General features: G+C 41.0%; 15 protein-coding genes and 1 pseudogene. 8 read left to right on the forward strand and 8 right to left on the reverse strand.

The annotated features are described in order from the left end of the window. Positions 1-780: 780 nt before the first annotated feature. The 3 genes from V7L05_RS33965 to V7L05_RS33975 all read left to right on the forward strand — a co-directional run bounded on the left by V7L05_RS33965 (position 781) and on the right by V7L05_RS33975 (position 3855). Positions 781-1866 carry a substrate-binding domain-containing protein gene (locus V7L05_RS33965; protein ID WP_335170657.1) on the forward strand — a complete coding sequence of 362 codons (1086 nt, stop codon included), beginning with the start codon at positions 781-783 and terminating at the stop codon, positions 1864-1866. Positions 1867-2994: 1128 nt separating this feature from the next. Further along, positions 2995-3423, forward strand: a complete 429-nt coding sequence (locus V7L05_RS33970) for a hypothetical protein (RefSeq protein WP_334952290.1) — start codon at positions 2995-2997, stop codon at positions 3421-3423. 198 nt (positions 3424-3621) lie between these two features. Further along, positions 3622-3855, forward strand: coding sequence for a DUF3134 domain-containing protein (locus V7L05_RS33975; RefSeq protein WP_334952288.1), 234 nt, complete (start codon positions 3622-3624; stop codon positions 3853-3855). A 186-nt stretch (positions 3856-4041) separates the two neighbouring features. Here the strand turns inward: V7L05_RS33975 and mltA are convergent, their stop codons facing one another. Both mltA and V7L05_RS33985 read right to left on the reverse strand, forming a co-directional pair. Then, positions 4042-5340 (reverse strand): murein transglycosylase A, encoded by a 1299-nt coding sequence (gene mltA / locus V7L05_RS33980; RefSeq protein ID WP_335170658.1) that lies wholly within the window; start codon positions 5338-5340, stop codon positions 4042-4044. A 146-nt stretch (positions 5341-5486) separates the two neighbouring features. Beyond that, positions 5487-6842: a proton extrusion protein PcxA gene (locus tag V7L05_RS33985; protein WP_335170659.1), complete on the reverse strand. Its 1356-nt coding sequence runs from the start codon at positions 6840-6842 to the stop codon at positions 5487-5489. Positions 6843-6919: 77 nt separating this feature from the next. Between V7L05_RS33985 and V7L05_RS33990 the strand changes: the two genes are divergently transcribed. Together V7L05_RS33990 and V7L05_RS33995 are read left to right on the forward strand one after the other, a co-directional pair. Continuing rightward, positions 6920-9169 carry a recombinase family protein gene (locus V7L05_RS33990; RefSeq protein ID WP_335170660.1) on the forward strand — a complete coding sequence of 750 codons (2250 nt, stop codon included), beginning with the start codon at positions 6920-6922 and terminating at the stop codon, positions 9167-9169. Between the two features lie 334 nt (positions 9170-9503). Then, on the forward strand, positions 9504-9818 hold the full coding sequence (locus tag V7L05_RS33995) for a hypothetical protein (RefSeq protein ID WP_335170661.1): 315 nt from the start codon (positions 9504-9506) through the stop codon (positions 9816-9818). A gap of 173 nt (positions 9819-9991) precedes the next feature. On the opposite strand, the pseudogene V7L05_RS34000 reads toward V7L05_RS33995, so the two are convergent. Further along, positions 9992-10426 (reverse strand): annotated as a pseudogene (locus V7L05_RS34000) (YidH family protein); the annotation flags it as partial. A gap of 187 nt (positions 10427-10613) precedes the next feature. On the opposite strand from V7L05_RS34000, the gene msrA reads away from it, so the two are divergent. Beyond that, positions 10614-11282, forward strand: coding sequence for a peptide-methionine (S)-S-oxide reductase MsrA (gene msrA, locus V7L05_RS34005; RefSeq protein ID WP_335170662.1), 669 nt, complete (start codon positions 10614-10616; stop codon positions 11280-11282). 327 nt (positions 11283-11609) lie between these two features. On the opposite strand, the gene V7L05_RS34010 is transcribed toward msrA, so the two are convergent. The 4 genes from V7L05_RS34010 to V7L05_RS34025 form a co-directional block, all read right to left on the reverse strand. After that, on the reverse strand, positions 11610-12305 hold the full coding sequence (locus V7L05_RS34010; protein WP_335170663.1) for a pentapeptide repeat-containing protein: 696 nt from the start codon (positions 12303-12305) through the stop codon (positions 11610-11612). A 266-nt stretch (positions 12306-12571) separates the two neighbouring features. Next, positions 12572-12754, reverse strand: coding sequence for a hypothetical protein (locus V7L05_RS34015; RefSeq protein WP_335170664.1), 183 nt, complete (start codon positions 12752-12754; stop codon positions 12572-12574). A 246-nt stretch (positions 12755-13000) separates the two neighbouring features. After that, the gene (locus V7L05_RS34020; RefSeq protein ID WP_335170665.1) at positions 13001-13180 is read right to left on the reverse strand and encodes a hypothetical protein; all 180 of its coding nucleotides are present in this window, start codon (positions 13178-13180) and stop codon (positions 13001-13003) included. A 208-nt stretch (positions 13181-13388) separates the two neighbouring features. Continuing rightward, positions 13389-14573, reverse strand: coding sequence for a serine/threonine protein kinase (locus tag V7L05_RS34025; RefSeq protein ID WP_335170666.1), 1185 nt, complete (start codon positions 14571-14573; stop codon positions 13389-13391). Positions 14574-14685: 112 nt separating this feature from the next. Here V7L05_RS34025 and V7L05_RS34030 point away from each other — a divergent pair, with 112 nt between their 5' ends. Both V7L05_RS34030 and V7L05_RS34035 read left to right on the forward strand, forming a co-directional pair. Further along, a complete protein-coding gene (locus V7L05_RS34030; protein WP_335170667.1) occupies positions 14686-14868 on the forward strand; it encodes a hypothetical protein in 183 nt (60 codons plus the stop codon). Then, a complete protein-coding gene (locus tag V7L05_RS34035; RefSeq protein WP_335170668.1) occupies positions 14865-16007 on the forward strand; it encodes a HigA family addiction module antitoxin in 1143 nt (380 codons plus the stop codon). Before V7L05_RS34030 ends, V7L05_RS34035 begins: the two co-directional genes overlap by 4 nt. Here the strand turns inward: V7L05_RS34035 and rfbB are convergent. After that, positions 15934-16995 carry a dTDP-glucose 4,6-dehydratase gene (gene rfbB / locus V7L05_RS34040; protein WP_335170669.1) on the reverse strand — a complete coding sequence of 354 codons (1062 nt, stop codon included), beginning with the start codon at positions 16993-16995 and terminating at the stop codon, positions 15934-15936. The genes V7L05_RS34035 and rfbB overlap by 74 nt on opposite strands. Positions 16996-17269: the final 274 nt, after the last annotated feature.

A 17269-nucleotide genomic window follows, 5' to 3' on the forward strand; every position in this document is an offset into this window, starting at 1 on the left:
CTTAAATACTTATTAAAACCTCTAAAAAAAGCTTAATAGGCAAAACCATATGTAAGCGAAATTTTTAGATTTTACTCTGGCGGATTAATAAAAAATCGCTACAAAAACCACTTTTCAAACGCCTCTAAACTCCCGAAATATATTTAATTTTTTTAATCATTCCATAATGTAATCATGACTTGAGCTTTACCTTAACATTATACTGTTGATTTCGTTGGCAAATTTTAACAGCTATTAGCTATAGATAGCAGTCGTAAAATATTTATGAAATTCTGACTTTCTTTACTTCGCACCTTAGCGGTAGCTTGTGGCAAACTGCTGCCCGTCTACATTAAAGAAAGTGATTTTCATAATTCAGATAAAATTGCCATCCCAAATAATGAAGTGGGTAAAATTAAACATGGCTTTTTAAAACGGAATAAGAGACTGAAAATGGAAATTGAGACATGATTCATAGTACCGATTAGCCACTCTCTTATCCTGAAGCCAATGAATGTTTATTTATACAAACTTACTTTGGAAATGTAGAGTTTTTAGCTAGGAAATACTCATGTAAGTAATGGGGTGGATTAGGAATAGCTTAATGCACTCTATATCTTTAAAACTTTGCCTTTAAGTTGCTCTACATTCTTCAGTGTTTTGTGCAAACTATTGATTTATTAATAACCTTTTTAATGCCAATTTTTTGTGCTTGTATAAGGTTATTTGTAATCGCCAGTTTGACACTTGATTTGGATTTGATATGGTGTTGAACCCGAAATTAATTTGAAGGAGCTTGACATGGCTTTTTGTTCTAATCGTAAATTGACCTATTTGGCAACTTCAGTTTCTGTATTTGCCCTGACAATTGGTTTAGTAGCAGGTCAATCTGCTACTCAGAAATCTCTAGCTGAGACCTCTTTAGGTAATGGTGCAGGTGCAACCACCGTAAACGCTTTATTTACAGGTCTAAAAACAGTCGCTCCTGGCTTCAGCTTCACATATGCTCCAGTTGGTAGTGGCGCAGGGTTAACAGCTTTATTCACTCAAACCCAACCAGCAGGTACTACTCCCAAAATCACTTTCCCAGTCAATTTTGCAGCTAGTGACGACCCCGTAGCCGCAACCGAAAAACGTACTAATCGTAGTTACATCCAAGTGCCTGTGATCGGTGTCGGAGTCACACTAGTTTATAACGCTACTGGTCTGAGTGTACCAGCCGGTGGAATTAAGCTTTCACGAGCTAGTTACTCTGGTATTTTCAACGGTACCATTACCAATTGGAACGATAAGAGCATTAGTGCTGACAACGGTCGCCAAATAGCACTCAATGTACCTATCAAAGTTGTACATCGTAGTGATTCAAGTGGTTCTACTTTTGTTTTAACCACTCATCTGAAGGCAATATCTAGTGCTTGGAAGCTAGGAGCAGGTACAACTGTTGCTTGGCCAAGCAGTTTCATTGGTGCTACTGCTGGTGGTGGTGTAGCCACTGCGGTCGCAACTACTAAAGGTGCAATTGGTTATCTGGATAATGCCACCCGTTTAACTAAAAATCTACCTGCCGCAGTCTTAGCTAACAAGGCCGGTAATTACATCGCTCCCTCAACAGCTTCAATTACAGACGCTCTTAATGGTGGGACTGTCGTAAAATACAGTACTAATACCGCTAGCAAGCTGATTAGAATTGATAATTTGAGCGATCCAGCCCGTCCAAATGCTTATCCTATTTCCACAGCAAGTTATTTGGTGTTTTACTCAGGTGCTACAGGTTTTAATACTTTCCTCAACTCTACTTTTGGGCCAGGTGGGGATGCTTTAGCTAAATCTCTCGGATATGCTCCTCTTCCCGCTAGCATTAAAACTGCGGCTAAAGGTCTGTTTTAAGACTTGCCTAAATACTCCTTTCGGTGCTTCTGGTTGCAACGTCGGTTTATAAATTGACCTAGTAGCCTGTGGGAGAATCGCTGTTAATTCTGTTTGCAGACTTTAACAGCTATCAGCGACGTTGCTGAGTTTAAGTATGAAATTTCAAAGTTAAATGCTTGGAGCTTTTGTTTTTGCAATTTTTTGCGCGAAACAAAACTCATACTCTTAATCAGCAACGTCCTATTTCACAGTTTGGTAAAAGATGTTGAGAAGGATATGAAAATTCTGCCTCAGGATTATATTTACAATCCTGGAGTTTTATTTATAGCGATTTTCGTTCGTATGCAACACGCTGTAGGGGCGGATGTCAACTTAATGTAAAAGTTAGTTTAGAACCAGCCCAATGTATGTAGTTTTCTTGTTTTTTCTCAGTTAAAATGAATATGTTCTGTTGAAATATGGGGCTTGTTCTTAAGCTAATAATTGAGATTTTGCCCGATTCTCAAGAACCGGAGGATGGGCAGTGCCTATAAGCTAAAAATAAAGGTTTGAGCAAATGCTAAACAGCGCCGCACTCTACTTGATGATATCATGCGATCGCAATCAGTATTTATCCTCTCTCTATCATCACGCTCGGTAAAAATTAGAACTCCTTAACAACTATAAGATTTAGTTATCTAAAACTCACAATTGAGTACAACCCTAGTGTTCTTGGTGACGGAATATCTATCGGTCGGAATAGTTGAAAAAAGTTCAACCGTCAACTATGTTATAGTTAGGTAGTTGAGAAATATTTTCGGTCATGTAACTGACTATATAGACGCCTCTCCGAATCTAAATCTCTACACTCTTTGATTCTGGAGGTATTTTATGTCAGTTTATATTGCTAATTTACCTAATGAGGTTGAAGATAATTACCTAGAACAGGTCTTCTGAGAGTATAGATTAAGTCTCAAAGTTGATAGAGCTAAGACCTTTAGAGATGAGACTCTTGATCATTCCAAAACTTGAAATTTTTAGTGAGCAGAACTGTATTGCCATACCTCGCGTGAAACGGATACATCTCACTGTCAAAAAATGTGCCAATAAGAATGGACAGTAAAGTGTGTCACAAAGCCAGACAATATACGGATAGTACTTGAACTTATGCCAACGGATATAATTACCCGTCCTGAATCGCTCACAGAAGATTGTTTCTTTACTTATGCCCTTGGGACTGATTTGCATGATACTAATTCGACAGCCAAATATTTACGCCGAATCAGAAAAGAAGATAAACCATATATTGACATAGCTGTTTCTCCCAGACCGGGCTATCGGTTTGAGGTTTGCCTTATTCCTGTTGAAGGGTTCGCTCAAGAAACAATATTGACAAAAGATGGGTTCGCCAAAGCGTTAGCGATAATTTGTGCTGTGTCTAATAAAGCTAGGAAGCGTTTCCCTTCAGGAAATGGACAAGAAATTGTCCGGTGTCAATTTAGCAACTTAGCTGATGCAGTCGCTGTAGCGAACAGACTGTCTGCATTACCCTCTAATATGTATGAAACTCTCGCCAAGCTACCAAATGCCTTGTGAGATTGCGTCCGCTTGAAGATTTATTATTAGGACTGACGCACACGCATTTTAATGGTAAGTAGACGGACAAGAGAATAAAAAACTCAATGGTTCATATTTCATCTGTTGAGAAAAGGCTTGTTATACAAGGCTTTTAACCTGAATGTCCAATTTTGATGTTTTTGTACGTTAACCTGTAATTCAAAGTGAGTTTTTTTTATGCCTATAAGTCCTTTGCGTGAAGAACCTCGTAACCAGCGAGCGCCTGTAATTCGTACAAGTAATGAGTTTATTCTCTTGGAATGGCTAAAGTCAACTGGTCGTCTAATCGAGCGTGAACATCAAGAATCTGAGTATCTAAATGAAGTAGAAGAAATTTCAGAAATGATCGACCTTGACGATATCCCTTACGATCATGACGATGACGATGCTGACATGGATACAGAAGCCTAGTAGCGTAATTCGTAATTCGTAATTCATAATTACTTACCCTAAGCGTTTCATTGATTTGGAATGTGTAGTTGATTCTGAATTCTGAATTCTGCATTCTTCTTCAAGTCCCTGGCTTACCTCACCCTCAATCCCTCTCCGATGTATTGGAGAGGGAAGCTAGATACAGGATGAAGTTTTGCATTTTGTTTAATTCTGGGACTTGAGTAATAGATAAAATAATTGTCCATTGCTGACTGTGACACCAGCGCGATCGCCTGCTATTTTACCAGTACCTAAAAAATAATCTACCCTACCTGCACCTTTAATTGCACCTCCGGTATCTTGGTCAAGAACATAGCGACTAACGATGCGCTCCTCCATTTTTCCGGTAGGATTAACAAAGGGAATAGAAGTGTGAATCAACGCTAAAGCACCAGGAGGCATGAGAGATTTATCCGTAGCAATAGAACGCTCTGCTGTTAGTGGTACATTGATATAACCTTGGGCTGGCTGACCGTGATTTTCTTGAAAAAAAACAAAGCTGCGATCGCGCGGAATATAAATATTTAACTCTTGGGGATGCTTTTGGAAATAGTCGAGAATAATTGGCAAAGTTATACCTTGTAGCGGTAATTTGCCATCATTCACTAATTCTCGCCCAATGCTTTTGTAGTTATAAGCGTTATTACCAGCATAACCGATTGTTGTTTGAGTCCCATCGGGAAGCTGAAGTCTCGCCGAACCTTCAATTTGAGCTAGATATGGTTCGAGGCGATCGCGAAACCAAAACAACTCTAATCCTCGTAATTTCCCTTTTGCGCCTTGTAAACCATCTACTCCTTCTAATTCCAAGCGTGTAGGATGAGGCTTAGTCCAGGAATTTAAATCAGGAGGTAATCGATAAACAGGATAACGATATTCTGCTGTGGGGACGCGACTGGCTGCGTAAAGTGGTTCATAATAGGCGGTGAATAAAACGGAACCTTTGGTGTTTTGACCGACTGACTGGTAAAGAACAAATTCCCGTTCGATAGCTTGATGTAATTCTGTTGCAGAATTAGTTTTTAATAGAAGTTCGCGGAATCTTTTCAAGCTTTTGAACACGCGAGCGCGCGTAATCCCAGCCACCGGATAGTTTTGATAAGCAGCCACAGCATTAGCTGTTTGCAGATATTGGAGACTACGAGCGATCGCACTTATCAGTGCCTTTTTGTCTGGTATTTGTCCATAAAGAACTTCATCCAAACAAGAGGTATCACCTTGACAACAAGTAACTGGTAGTCTCTGGATTAATGGTACTTTTTGTTTTTGTGTAAGTGCATCTTGATTTTCAGCAGTCAAGGAAACTGGTATATCCCACTTTTGTACACGACATTCTGGCGGACTAAGTTCCCGATACGCCAAAGATTGCATCCGCACCAGCAAAATCGATAAAACCACAGGTAAGCTGATAGCGATAACGATAACTTTGTTAAACTTTCCTAACCCAGCAAGTGTCTTTTTCATCAAAATTAAAATTTTTTGAGATTATCCCACCTCGCTCAAATTCAAAAATCAAAAATAATTTAATCGTTTGACAACACAAAAATTATTCCCCACTCCCCACTCCCCAATGCCCCATGCCCAATGCCCCATGCCCCATGCCCAATGCCCTATTCATTCATATTACGATAAGTGGCAACTGCTGAAGGCGATATCCGATTCAAAAATCGGAATATCCAGTATTTGAAAATGGTATCTAAAATCACGGGAAATGTAGCAATAAATAAGAAGATAAAATCTCGATTTGCTGGTAATCCCCAATGGCGTGATACACCTTCTAGTAGTACTTCCCAGCCATGAGGAGAGTGGAATCCTACAAATATATCAGTAAACAAAATGATGATAAATGCCTTGGCACTATCACTAAGTCCATAGACAATATTATCAATAAAATCCTTTAGCACAGCAATAGAAGACCTGCTGACTAACAAAAGCCAGATAAAAGTACCCACCGAGAAAAGGTCTGCAAAAATATTTTTGATCGCATTAGAGCTTTCGTGACGAAATTCTTTAGCAAGCTCTATAGCCTTATCACCCATTTCATTTTCAATCTGCTCAGACGACATTGCAGGGGCTTTTATAATGAGATTCTCAAACTTGAGCTTTTCTTCAAATCTTTGTAATTCTAGCAGGGCTTCCTCTTCCATTTCGGAATTGAGGAATATCTGCATTTGCTCAGAGCTTCTAACACGGTCAATAATGGGGCCGACTACGAAAGCTTTTGCTATCTGATGCGTTAAAAGTGGGACTATAATTAATAGTAAAATAAACCTGATAGATATTATTGTTCTTCTTTGAGTCTGACGAAAACTCTGAATTACCTCTTGTTCAGAATTAGGGTCTAATTCAACTTGCAGACGAGTGATAGTACTTAAAAGAGATCGGGGCAAAATGCCCATTGTATCGGTTTTACGCTTGATTTGGGGTTTTTTACCCAAGTCTTGAGTTGCTATTTTGGGTGGCACCGTTGGAGTATTGACGAGCAGCGACTTGTCCTCAGATATCACAGAGTTAACTGGTAGATTTGGAGGTTGGACTACTAAAGCTTTAGAAGTTATTTGATCAGAATTTGTTGTGTATTTGGATATAACTTGATCGATAAAGTTTAGCTTTTCCAAAACCAAAGAAGGACTTAAATACTCTATACCTGCTTTCTGAGCAGCTTTTTGATTTTCTTCATTTAAAAACCAACGGCTTGCTCTCAACTCTGTCAGCCGCATCCTCGCAATTTTTAATAGCTTGTTGAGGTCTGACTCAAAATAATCCATCACGCTGTTACTGTACATGGCTGAGTCAATGTCTATTTTATTACCATTGAAATGTTTATCTTCTATTTCCTGAATCTTTAAGGCTGCATTGTAAGCTTCATCTAAAGAACGTTCAGGAGTCTGTAAGTACCATCGATAAGCAGCAAGTAAGAAAGAATAGATTTTTTGACTAAAAACAGAGTTTTTCATTGCAGACAATCATCCAGCATTATTTGGTGATTATTAACCTAAGTTAACGCACGAGGTATACTAGCAAATCTACAAGGAGAAAGTTTGTGGTTTCTCATTCGGTTTGGATTGTTGGCACTAGTCGCAGTGGTAAGACGGCTCGCTTGGTAGAGCAATTTTGTAATTGGGTAAAATCTGAAAATCAATATACTGAATTATTTTATACTAAAAGCCAGGGACGTAAAAAAAGCGATGGCTTGTCTGCGACACGCTACGCGAACGCCAACGCCAAGGGCGATCGCATACCCGAATTTTTATATCTTAAACAAACAGAGCCAGGAGTTTTAGTCTTAGCTGCCAATGATGATAATCGTCGAGAATTGGGAGATATAATTGTTACATCTACATTAGGAAAATATCCGGTTCGTGCGAAGACGCCGCTAGGTTTTTTCCAGGATGAAGTTATTTTATTTTGGCCGTTGCTAATTAACTCGTTGAACCTGAAGGCACAGTTTCCGGTACGATTGCGGCCAGAAACAGAACAAGAGTTAGCAACAAAACTCTGGCGTCCCCAATTAGACGAAGAAATTTTACGTATTGCGGGAGTGAATGAATCTCGCTTAGTGCGTCGCATCCTAGACTTATTGCAATTAGCAGCTTACAGTGGTATACCTTGCGAAGATATTGCCCAGATTTTGGCCAGGGGTCTGGGAGAAAATACTACAACTTTAGAGCCGGAATTTTTGGGATCTTTGCTCCTAGATTGGCGGAACTGGTGTTTAGAGAGGGGATTACTCACTTATGGGATTATTACTGAACTTTATAGTCAGCATTTGTTAAGCGATCGCAATTATCAGCAGCACCTAGCTAAACGCTATCAGGCGGTACTGGCAGATGATGTTGATGATTATCCTAGCGTAGCGCGTCTTTTGTTTGAGTTGCTATTAGATCAAGGCGCAGTCGGGGCGTTTAGCTACAATCTTGATGGTGCAGTGCGATTGGGATTGGGAGCAGACCCCAACTACCTAGAAGGGTTAGCAGAGCGTTGTCGGGTAGAAATCTTAACCGGGCCGCCTCCTGAGTCCCTTAGTGAGCAACTCACTAAACAGATGGTGGAATTAGTCACAGAACCGATGGTACTGTTGAGTTTACCTGAGATTGTGCATTCAATTGAAACCACCTCCCGCGCCCAACTATTGCGACAAACAGCAGAAGTAATTGCTAATGCCATCCAATCACAGCAAGTGCAGCCGGAACAAGTGGCGATTATTGCACCAGGTTTAGATGCGATCGCTCGTTATACTCTAGTAGAAATTCTCGTTAAGCAAAATATCCAGGTACAATCGCTTAATGACCAACGTCCGCTAATTAGTTCACCGATCATTCGCGCATTGCTCACCATGCTGGCACTAGTTTATCCCGGCTTGGGACGCTTAGTAGATCGGGATGCGGTGGCAGAAATGCTGGTTGTATTGAGTCGGAAACAACAACTACCGGAAAACTCTACAGACGCGATTAATCCTACAGACGCGATTAATCCTACAGACGCGATTAATCGCGTCTCTACTGATATTGATCCGGTACGTGCGGGTTTGATTGCAGATTACTGCTTTTTACCCCATCCCGATCGCCCCAACTTGTTACCAGTATCAGCCTTTGAGCGCTGGGATAGAATCGGCTATGCAGCGACCACAGCTTATAATGAAATATTACAGTGGTTAGAACAGCAGCGATCGCAACAAGAATTGCGTTTAATTCCCAGTCCGATTTCTCTCTTAGACAGAGCAATTCAGCGTTTTTTGTGGAATGGTAGCAATCTTCCCTATGAACAACTAGCAGCACTGCGGGAATTATTAGAAACCGCCCAACACTACTGGGAAATTGACACCAGATTACGACAAATTGCCCCAGTTGAGACAACGCCTCACACAACGATTATTGAATTCATTCAACTACTGCGACGTGGTACTATTACTGCCAATCCTTACCCTGTGCGTTCCATTGGTGGAGTGAGAAAGGCTGTCACATTAGCAACTATATTTCAATATCGCTCTAGTAGGCGATCGCACCGTTGGCATTTTTGGCTGGATGCTGGTTCACCTCTATGGGCGAAAGGTGGTGCGGCGACTTTGTTCGGTGCGCCGTTTTTCCTGCGAGACAGGTTAGGCGAACCTTGGACAGCAGAAGATGAGAAATTGGCAGAAGAACAACGACTACGAAGGATTTTGGCAGATTTATTGTCTCGTGTATCCGAGAGAGTTTATTTGTGTCACAGCGATTTAGCCGTGAATGGACAAGAGCAATTAGGGCCGCTCTTACCCTTAGTGAATGCTTGTGTAACGCATTCGGTTATATAGCGGTTTTTGTTTGGATGCAATAACTTTGACCTCTCTCCAAACCTCTCTCCTAAAAGGAGAGAGGCTTTGAATCTTGCTCCCCTTCCCTACAAGGGAAGGGGCTGGGGGTTAGGTCTGTATTGCACTCAACAGAGAAGCGCTATATAAAACTTATGCAAAGTTGTCTAAACTAGACTTTTCTATAAAAGATTAGTTGTAGTAGCACAGCAACGGGAATCTCCATAACACGACAAATAAATTGTTATCCGATACTAAATCAACCTAGCACTTACTAAAATATCCGAGTAAATTAAAAATGATATTACTGAAATAGTAAAAGAGGGTTGTTAAGTTAATGTCACTCGATTCGCTTAAGCAAGAAGCAACCAATCATAACACTTCACCACAAAGATTACGAGAATTAGCGGCAATTAATGATGAGTTAACGAGATTAGTTACTGCAAATCCTCTCGCCGAGAGTAGTTTATTAGGAGAACTTGCGATACAAGCCAGAACTAACAAAGATGTGGAAATGCAAAGAGCGATCGCAAGCAATCCCAATACACCAACACAATGGTTAATCGGACTAGCATATCTGTTTCCTGAAGAATTCTTTAGCAATCAGGCTTATGATTTATCAATTTGTGAAAAGTACCAACATCTTTTCTAGAATTTGCTGCTGGCATTTGTGAGACTAAAAATAGCGTATTCTCGCTTAGTCTTTTTCAAAAATCAAATCTGATTCCTATAAGACTTATTAATGAGCTATTTAAAAAACAAAAATATTTGTTTGTATAGAGTAGTAATTGTCCCATTTTTAACATTGAGGTTTGGGGTTGATCTTTGCAACTTTAGCGACTGTGGTTGAGTTGGAACAGAATAATGAGAAGGTATCTTATCACGCCATAGAATCAAAGGAATACAAAAAACTCCCAAAATAATTACTACTCCAGTCATTATCCAAACTATTAACCGAGTTGGTCTATAGTCCCCTTGTTCAATTTGCCAGAAAACTTGATTGTATCGCCACGCAGCTAACACAATTGTGAAAATTCCAGAAATTACCAAAGCAAGACCCAAATTTTCGGAATTAGATAATGGATTTACATGAGGTTCTTGTTGAGTAATGGATAGATTAAGCTGGCGCAAAAATATACCAAATCGGGCGATCGCAATTCCAAAGCTAATCAATGCAATAGAAGTGCGTAGCCAAGCCAGAAAAGTACGTTCGTTCGCTTGATGCTCCCTTTGACGGTCAATTTTCGGTATTTTATCCATGAGTATTTTTTGATGCCAAGTTTACCTTGATGAATAGCATTAACTAGTGAAAGGGCAAACACTCAGACGCGTCTGTAAAGAGCAACATAGTCCAATGAGGATTCTGAGAAAACCCCAAGCGATCGCCAGAATCTTTACAGCGTTAAAATAGAAAATAAGGTAAAGATGTATATCAGAGTCAAAATCAATGGCACTATTCGGATTTGGCAAAAAGCAAAATATGCCCACTGCTGAGGAAGCTTTGTCAGGAAGGGCACAATCTATGTCAGTACCGGCGGCTCATTATGTCAACAAGAATCCCCTGAAGCCTCCTTATCCCGATGGATTAGAGAAGGCAATTTTTGGCTTGGGCTGTTTTTGGGGTGCAGAACGCAAATTCTGGGAACTTAAAGGAGTTTACACTACCGCAGTGGGTTATGCTGCTGGGTTGACACCCAATCCCACCTATGAAGAGGTATGTAGTGGACGAACCGGCCACAATGAAGTGGTGTTGGTTGTGTTTGATCCCAAAGTGATTAGTTATTCTGAACTGCTCAAAGTCTTTTGGGAAAGCCATAATCCCACCCAAGGAATGCGCCAAGGTAATGATGCTGGCACTCAATACCGTTCGGGAATTTATGTATATTCCGAAACTCAAAAGCAGCTAGCAGAAGCATCGCGGGAAGCTTATCAGCAAGCTCTTAATGGTGCAGGTTATGGCAAGATTACTACAGAAATCTTGGATGCGCCTGAATTCTACTACGCAGAAGCTTACCATCAGCAATACCTGGCTAAAAATCCCAACGGATATTGTGGTTTAGGAGGGACAAACGTATCTTGTCCCGTGGGTGTAGTTGAATCACAAGTTAGTAGTTAGAAATGGAGTTGGTAGGGTAGTCAACTTAATGTGAGTTCGACGAACCAAGAGCCTTGAACTAAAGTTCAAGTCTGTCCCTCTCCGACTCGGAGAGGGAAAGATTTTCCGTAGTAAAACCTCTTAAAGGTCTTTTGGATTCGACTAATTAGGCGAACACCATGCGACTCTCCGAACTCACGTTATATTTAAGCTTAGTGTTACGGCAGGCGATCGCATTTTCAACTGAAGCATTTATTTATGTTGCCATGATCGATTCATGCTTAAGCAACTTGCGTAATTAAAATCACATATCTAAAACTTCTCAGAGTGCGATGCCTCCAGGCGCGATTATTGTCTAGCAAAAGCCAAGTCACTTTCAATTAACTTGGCACCTGTTAGGTTAGCCCCAGTCAAATTGCACAAGTGAAAATTTGCCCCTCTTAGGTCTGCTAGTGCTAGATTGGCGCCTCTTAAATCTGCACCAGTGAGGTTAACTTCACTTAAGTTAGCACTACTTAGGTTAGCTCCCCTCAGTGAAGCTTGTTGCAGGTCTGCCCCCTTTAGGTTTGCCCTCATTAGGTTTGCCGAAATCAAGTCGGCTCCACTTAAATTAGCTTGACTTAGGTCTGCCGCTGTTAAATCGGCTTTACTGAGATTGGCTTGACTTAGGTCTATTAAACTCAACTTCGCATAACTTAGGTTAATTTCACTCAGTTTCACTGATGCAAGTACTGCACACCTCAAATTAGCATTAATAAAATGTCTTTCTCCGATTGCATAACGGCGTAAAATTTCATCAGCTGTTACTCTGTCTAAAACAGCTTTTGATGCACCTTGATAACACCATGTAGTTTCTAATAGTTTGGCAGCAGTGTTAACAGCTACCTGATCACATTTAGCGATAATCACACCATTGCAGCCATCCCACTGACCGTTCAGCATCAGGGCAATCTCACTAGCGGCAGCAGTTGAGTCAAATAGTAAAACAGATTCTTTCTGCGGTTTTAAGGAGTTATTCCAAACAATCGAGATAATATTTTTCATTTTTATAAGTATTGGCACTTTCAGACGATTACGGCTCTAACTTCCAGATATTAATCAACTCTGCTGACTATACCTCTGTCTTGAGTTAAATATTCAGGGTTAGTTTCACCATCTGCCAGCACAAAAGACTGGGCTTCGTTTTTCAAGACTACCTAGTTTGTGACAGAGCGCTGCACAAAGACCTACATGATGCAGCCCATTTACAGCGCCCAGTCACTTTCATAGTTACAATCGGCTTCAGTACAAATGTCTGCAAGAACTAAGTTCTAAACAGCTGAGTTTGAGCGTTCTATTTGCTGCCGAATGGTATCAATAGAAGCATTAATGCCAGCCAGTTTGGACTCTAAATCATCTCGCATCCAAATCAAGAATTTTAATTTCCGCTCTAAACTAGCTTTGTGCGAAATGGGTTCGCTTCCATAACAAGGATTACCCCAAAAAGGAAACATAGTTTACCTCTGTATTTAGCTTTTGTAATAGTGCAATATATTGCACCACTACATTCTGACTAATAACAATCAGACTGGTGTGGGTAACAACCGACCATTATTTGACGTGCTTAACGAACTCTTGCTAAAAGTTATCTCTTGAAATGGTGGAGCTATTTGACCAGAGTGCCATCAGGTCTTTCCACTCCTTCTCTAAGAAAAAGTTGAAGTTACGGCGTCATGTTCAAAGGTTCTGGCAATTTGGCATCACAAGTCTCTGAATTGCCGTTTAAATGAGATATCAACAGAACAGAACAACCACAAATCGCCAGTTGTTGACCCAACGCTGTAGAATAACTCAGCAACCAACCCACAGCGCTCGGTCATCGCTTCTCTACGAGACGCTACGCGAACGCTACAACTGGCTACTAATTTACTAGAAAACATATACTAAATGTGCCGCAGCTACGCCCGCACTTCTCTACGAGAGGCTGCGCCAACGACAAAGCTCAGTGACCATCGTAGACATCGCGTACCTGCCTGCGGCTCTCCTCGCTCGTAAATTTTCCTCTCTACGAGACGCTGAACGCGATCGCCCTTCATTCAAGCGATCGCGTCGGTGGTTTTCATGCTCCCGAATATACGTATTTGTGCCTTACAGTGCAGATTTGAGTAAAGCGATCGCTCGCACCCATAGCATAATACTAATAGGCGCTCCAATTAGAATACCAGCGATCGCCCAGCCTCTTTGATGCGCTTTGAATTGCTCAATACTGCGCCACCGTCTACTTTTCCAAGCCCATTCATTGCCTTTTGCACCAAGTGCGATCGCCATTAACCACCAAACATTGGGTATAAAACAGAACATCCCATACCACACTTGATTCGGCCACATCCACAACCAAGGCATTAGAAATGCGCCCCAATTCCAACCAAGAATTTCCTCTGGGACTGTTTCATTATGATTATTTATCCCGCATCCAGAATTGTTGATTATTTCTCTTAGTTGATTCTCGTTTACAGATTTGACACTCAGACCAGATTTGAGAGCATTTAGCGCTTGGCTGGCACTAGTAAATCGGTTTTCTGGAGCGGGTTCTATTAACTTTTGTAGCCAACTGACAAAACTGGGACTGAGATTAACTCGGTCTGTAAATTGCAGTCGCAAATCCTGCTGGGGTAAATCAGATGGGGAAGTTCCAGTGAGCAAATGAATCAAAGTTGCTCCCAGTGCATAGAGGTCTGAAGCCGCAACCGCGCGACCACCAAATTGTTCCATTGGCGCATAGCCATAAGTACCTACAACGGTAAAAGTAACGCCCTCTCTTGCCGCTTTATCCTGAACTGCACCAAAATCAACTAAATAAATCCGATTATCTTCGCCCCAGATTAAATTACTCGGTTTAATATCTCTATGTAACACCCCTGGATTCAACTCATGTAGATACGTGAGAATATTTAAAACCTCAACAGCAATTTTTCTCGCTCGCTTTTCAGTAAACCTCTTGCCAACAGCAAGTTTTTCCTTGAGCGACTCACCAGGGATATATTCTTGTATTAAGCCAAACCAGAGTGTGCGATCGTCAATACAAAAATAATCTATATATCGGGGGATGCGGGGATGATTCAACTGTTTAAGAATTTGTGCTTCCCTTTCAAAAAGTTTTAAATCATCCCACTGCACAGTACCGCCAAAGGCCAAAAGTTTGACCACAACGGTCGAATTTTCGTCATCAGAGGCTTGTAAATCCAATGCTTGCCAAGTTTGACGAATTCCATTGTTGCCGAGTTGCCGTTGAATCTGATAACGGTCTTGTAATATCTGTTCTGGTTGCAGCATCTTACACCTGCTGGCAATTTACGCTGATCTGATTCCCTTACTATTAAGGATAGTCATTATCTAGAGAAACTGTGGGAGCCAGATAATTTTTTGAAAAAGGAGTACCTAAGCCGTGAGAAAATTTAGAACACTTGATGAATTTGAAGAAGAGTACTTCCGCAAGCACCCGGAAGAAATTAACGATTATTTGACCGAGATATTTCAGGAATATGCAGAAGATAACGATTCCGGCGCGTTGTTAGCATCCTTGCACGTCGTTGCGCGTGTACAGGGAGCAGGGGAGAGAGAAATATGAGCCAGAAGCTAGCACCAGCAAGAGTACCAACACCAGGAAAAATTTTAAGTCGAGAATTAGAAGCCCGTGGCTGGACACAGAAAGATTTAGCAGAAATTATGGGGTGTCCAGTTCAAACCATCAATGAAATTATTCGGGGAAGCAAGCAAATTACACCTGAAACAGCTATCGAACTTTCCCAATCCTTGGGTACCTCTCCAGAGTTCTGGATAAACCTTGAAGCAAAGTATCGACTTCATCTACTAGGAAAAGAAAAAAAGGAGCAAGATATAGCTCGTAAAAGCCGATTATATACAATTGCCCCCATCTCTGAACTAATCAAAAATAAGTGGATTCAAGCAACAGATTCGACTAATGACTTAGAACAGCAAGTCTGTAATTTTTTCGGCGTATCTTCCTTAGATGAAACACTCCATCTGGACGTTAATTTCCGTTGTTCCGAGCATCGAGAGCCAGAGGAAACTTCTCGCATAGCTTGGGTAAAACGAGTTGAGAACCTAGCTAAACAACAAACCGTTGCTAGTTTTGAACGCAAAAAACTAGAGTCTGCTATACCTGAAATTATTGCTTGTGCTAAACAAGTAGAAAGTATCGTGCGGATTCCTAAATTGCTAGCAGATTTAGGTGTACATTTTCTAATTGTGCCGCATTTAAGCAAAACCTACTTGGATGGTGCAGCCTTTTATTTATACAGCAATCCCGTTATCGCGTTGACATTGAGATATGACCGAATAGATTCATTCTGGTTCACCCTTATGCATGAGTTAGCGCATATTGTTTTAGGACATCAAGGTGCTTATTTAGACAACTTGGATGCGTTAGAAGAGAATGATGAGGAAAGAGCAGCTAATGAAAAAGCTGCTGAATGGTTAATAAATTTTCAGACATTAAATGAATTTATTATCAGCAGTAAAAAAGCCTTTTCTCGTAAAGCAATTGAAGAATTTGCTCAAAATCAAAATAGACATCCAGGTATAATTATTGGTCGTTTACATTATGACAAATTAGTTCCCCACAAAAATTTGAGATCGTTACTCGTTAAAGTTAGCCCAATTTTAGGTCATTCTACAGATAATTTTTGCGATAGTAAGCTTGATATTCCGCAGACAGCAGAGGTTCCCACCAATCACGATGATTGAGATACCATTCAACAGTTAAACGTAAACCCTGAGTAATTGTTACTGAAGGCATCCAACCAAGCTGAGTTTTAATTTTGTTTGCATTAATTGCATATCTTTGATCATGTCCTTGTCTATCCTTGACAAAAGTAATCAACTGGTTTGCTGGACGTACTGGTAAATCAGGTGCTAGTTCATCCATCATCTGACACAAAAGTTGCACGAGGTTGATATTTTCTACCTCATTATTGCCACCAATATTGTATGTTTCTCCTGGTTGACCATGATTAATTACTACATCTAAAGCACCACAATGATCGCCCACATAAAGCCAATCGCGGACATTTTTACCATCGCCATAAACAGGTAATGACTTACCTATCAAAGTGTTGATACACATCAAGGGAATTAGCTTTTCGGGAAACTGATAAGGTCCGTAATTATTAGAGCAATTTGTGATAATGGTTGGAAGTTTATAAGTATGATAATAAGCACGCACTAAATGGTCACTGCCAGCTTTTGAGGCTGAATAGGGACTATTGGGAGCATAGGGTGTAGTTTCAGAAAAAGCTGGATCATCTGCGCTCAAACTACCGTAGACTTCATCAGTAGAAACGTGTAGGAAACGATAATCAGATGGCTGTGCTTTTGCCTCCCAATGTTGCCGAAAAGCTTCTAGTAGGGTGAAAGTTCCCACCACATTAGTTTGCACAAAAGCCCCAGGCCCAAGAATCGAACGATCAACATGAGATTCGGCAGCAAAATGAGCGATCGCATCAATATTTTCGGTTGCTAGTAACTGATCTATAATAGTGCGATCGCAAATATTCCCCTGCACAAACCGAAAATTCTCTTTTCCCTCAACCAGCGCCAAATTCAGACGATTCCCCGCATAGGTTAGAGCATCCAACACCACCACTCGGTCATTTGGATAAACCTGACACCAGTGATGGACAAAATTCGCCCCAATAAACCCCGCACCCCCCGTAACTAATAACCGCCGACTCATCCAATTTCCTCTCTTCTCTCTGTGATCTGTGCACCTGGAGCGGTTCGTTTATGGAATTTTCCAGAAATAAATTATCCAATCTTGTGGGGTGGGCATCTTGCCATTGGTGTCAAGTTAAAGCCTCAGCCCAGATGTAAAGCGACCTTGAGGCATTGCGCCGATGTCGTTGAGGAATGGCCTTGACCAAGCCCATAGAACGCTGATGTTCAACCAACCAAGGGATAAGTTGTAATTGTGAATTGTGCGTAGGCGTAGCCCGCCTTCGGCATCGTGC

It is taken from the genome of Nostoc sp. (assembly GCF_036917755.1).
Taxonomy (GTDB): Bacteria; Cyanobacteriota; Cyanobacteriia; order Cyanobacteriales; family Nostocaceae; genus Nostoc.

Coding starts and splice junctions, on each gene's coding strand:
- rfbB (WP_335170669.1), bottom strand. CDS start 16,995: ATGAGTCGGCGGTTATTAGTTACGGGGGGTGCGGGGTTTATTGGGGCG.
- V7L05_RS34015 (WP_335170664.1), bottom strand. CDS start 12,754: ATGTTTCCTTTTTGGGGTAATCCTTGTTATGGAAGCGAACCCATTTCG.
- mltA (WP_335170658.1), bottom strand. CDS start 5,340: ATGAAAAAGACACTTGCTGGGTTAGGAAAGTTTAACAAAGTTATCGTT.
- V7L05_RS34035 (WP_335170668.1), top strand. CDS start 14,865: ATGAGCCAGAAGCTAGCACCAGCAAGAGTACCAACACCAGGAAAAATT.
- V7L05_RS34025 (WP_335170666.1), bottom strand. CDS start 14,573: ATGCTGCAACCAGAACAGATATTACAAGACCGTTATCAGATTCAACGG.
- V7L05_RS33995 (WP_335170661.1), top strand. CDS start 9,504: ATGTCACTCGATTCGCTTAAGCAAGAAGCAACCAATCATAACACTTCA.
- V7L05_RS34010 (WP_335170663.1), bottom strand. CDS start 12,305: ATGAAAAATATTATCTCGATTGTTTGGAATAACTCCTTAAAACCGCAG.
- V7L05_RS33975 (WP_334952288.1), top strand. CDS start 3,622: ATGCCTATAAGTCCTTTGCGTGAAGAACCTCGTAACCAGCGAGCGCCT.
- msrA (WP_335170662.1), top strand. CDS start 10,614: ATGGCACTATTCGGATTTGGCAAAAAGCAAAATATGCCCACTGCTGAG.
- V7L05_RS34020 (WP_335170665.1), bottom strand. CDS start 13,180: ATGTTTTCTAGTAAATTAGTAGCCAGTTGTAGCGTTCGCGTAGCGTCT.
- V7L05_RS33970 (WP_334952290.1), top strand. CDS start 2,995: ATGCCAACGGATATAATTACCCGTCCTGAATCGCTCACAGAAGATTGT.
- V7L05_RS33965 (WP_335170657.1), top strand. CDS start 781: ATGGCTTTTTGTTCTAATCGTAAATTGACCTATTTGGCAACTTCAGTT.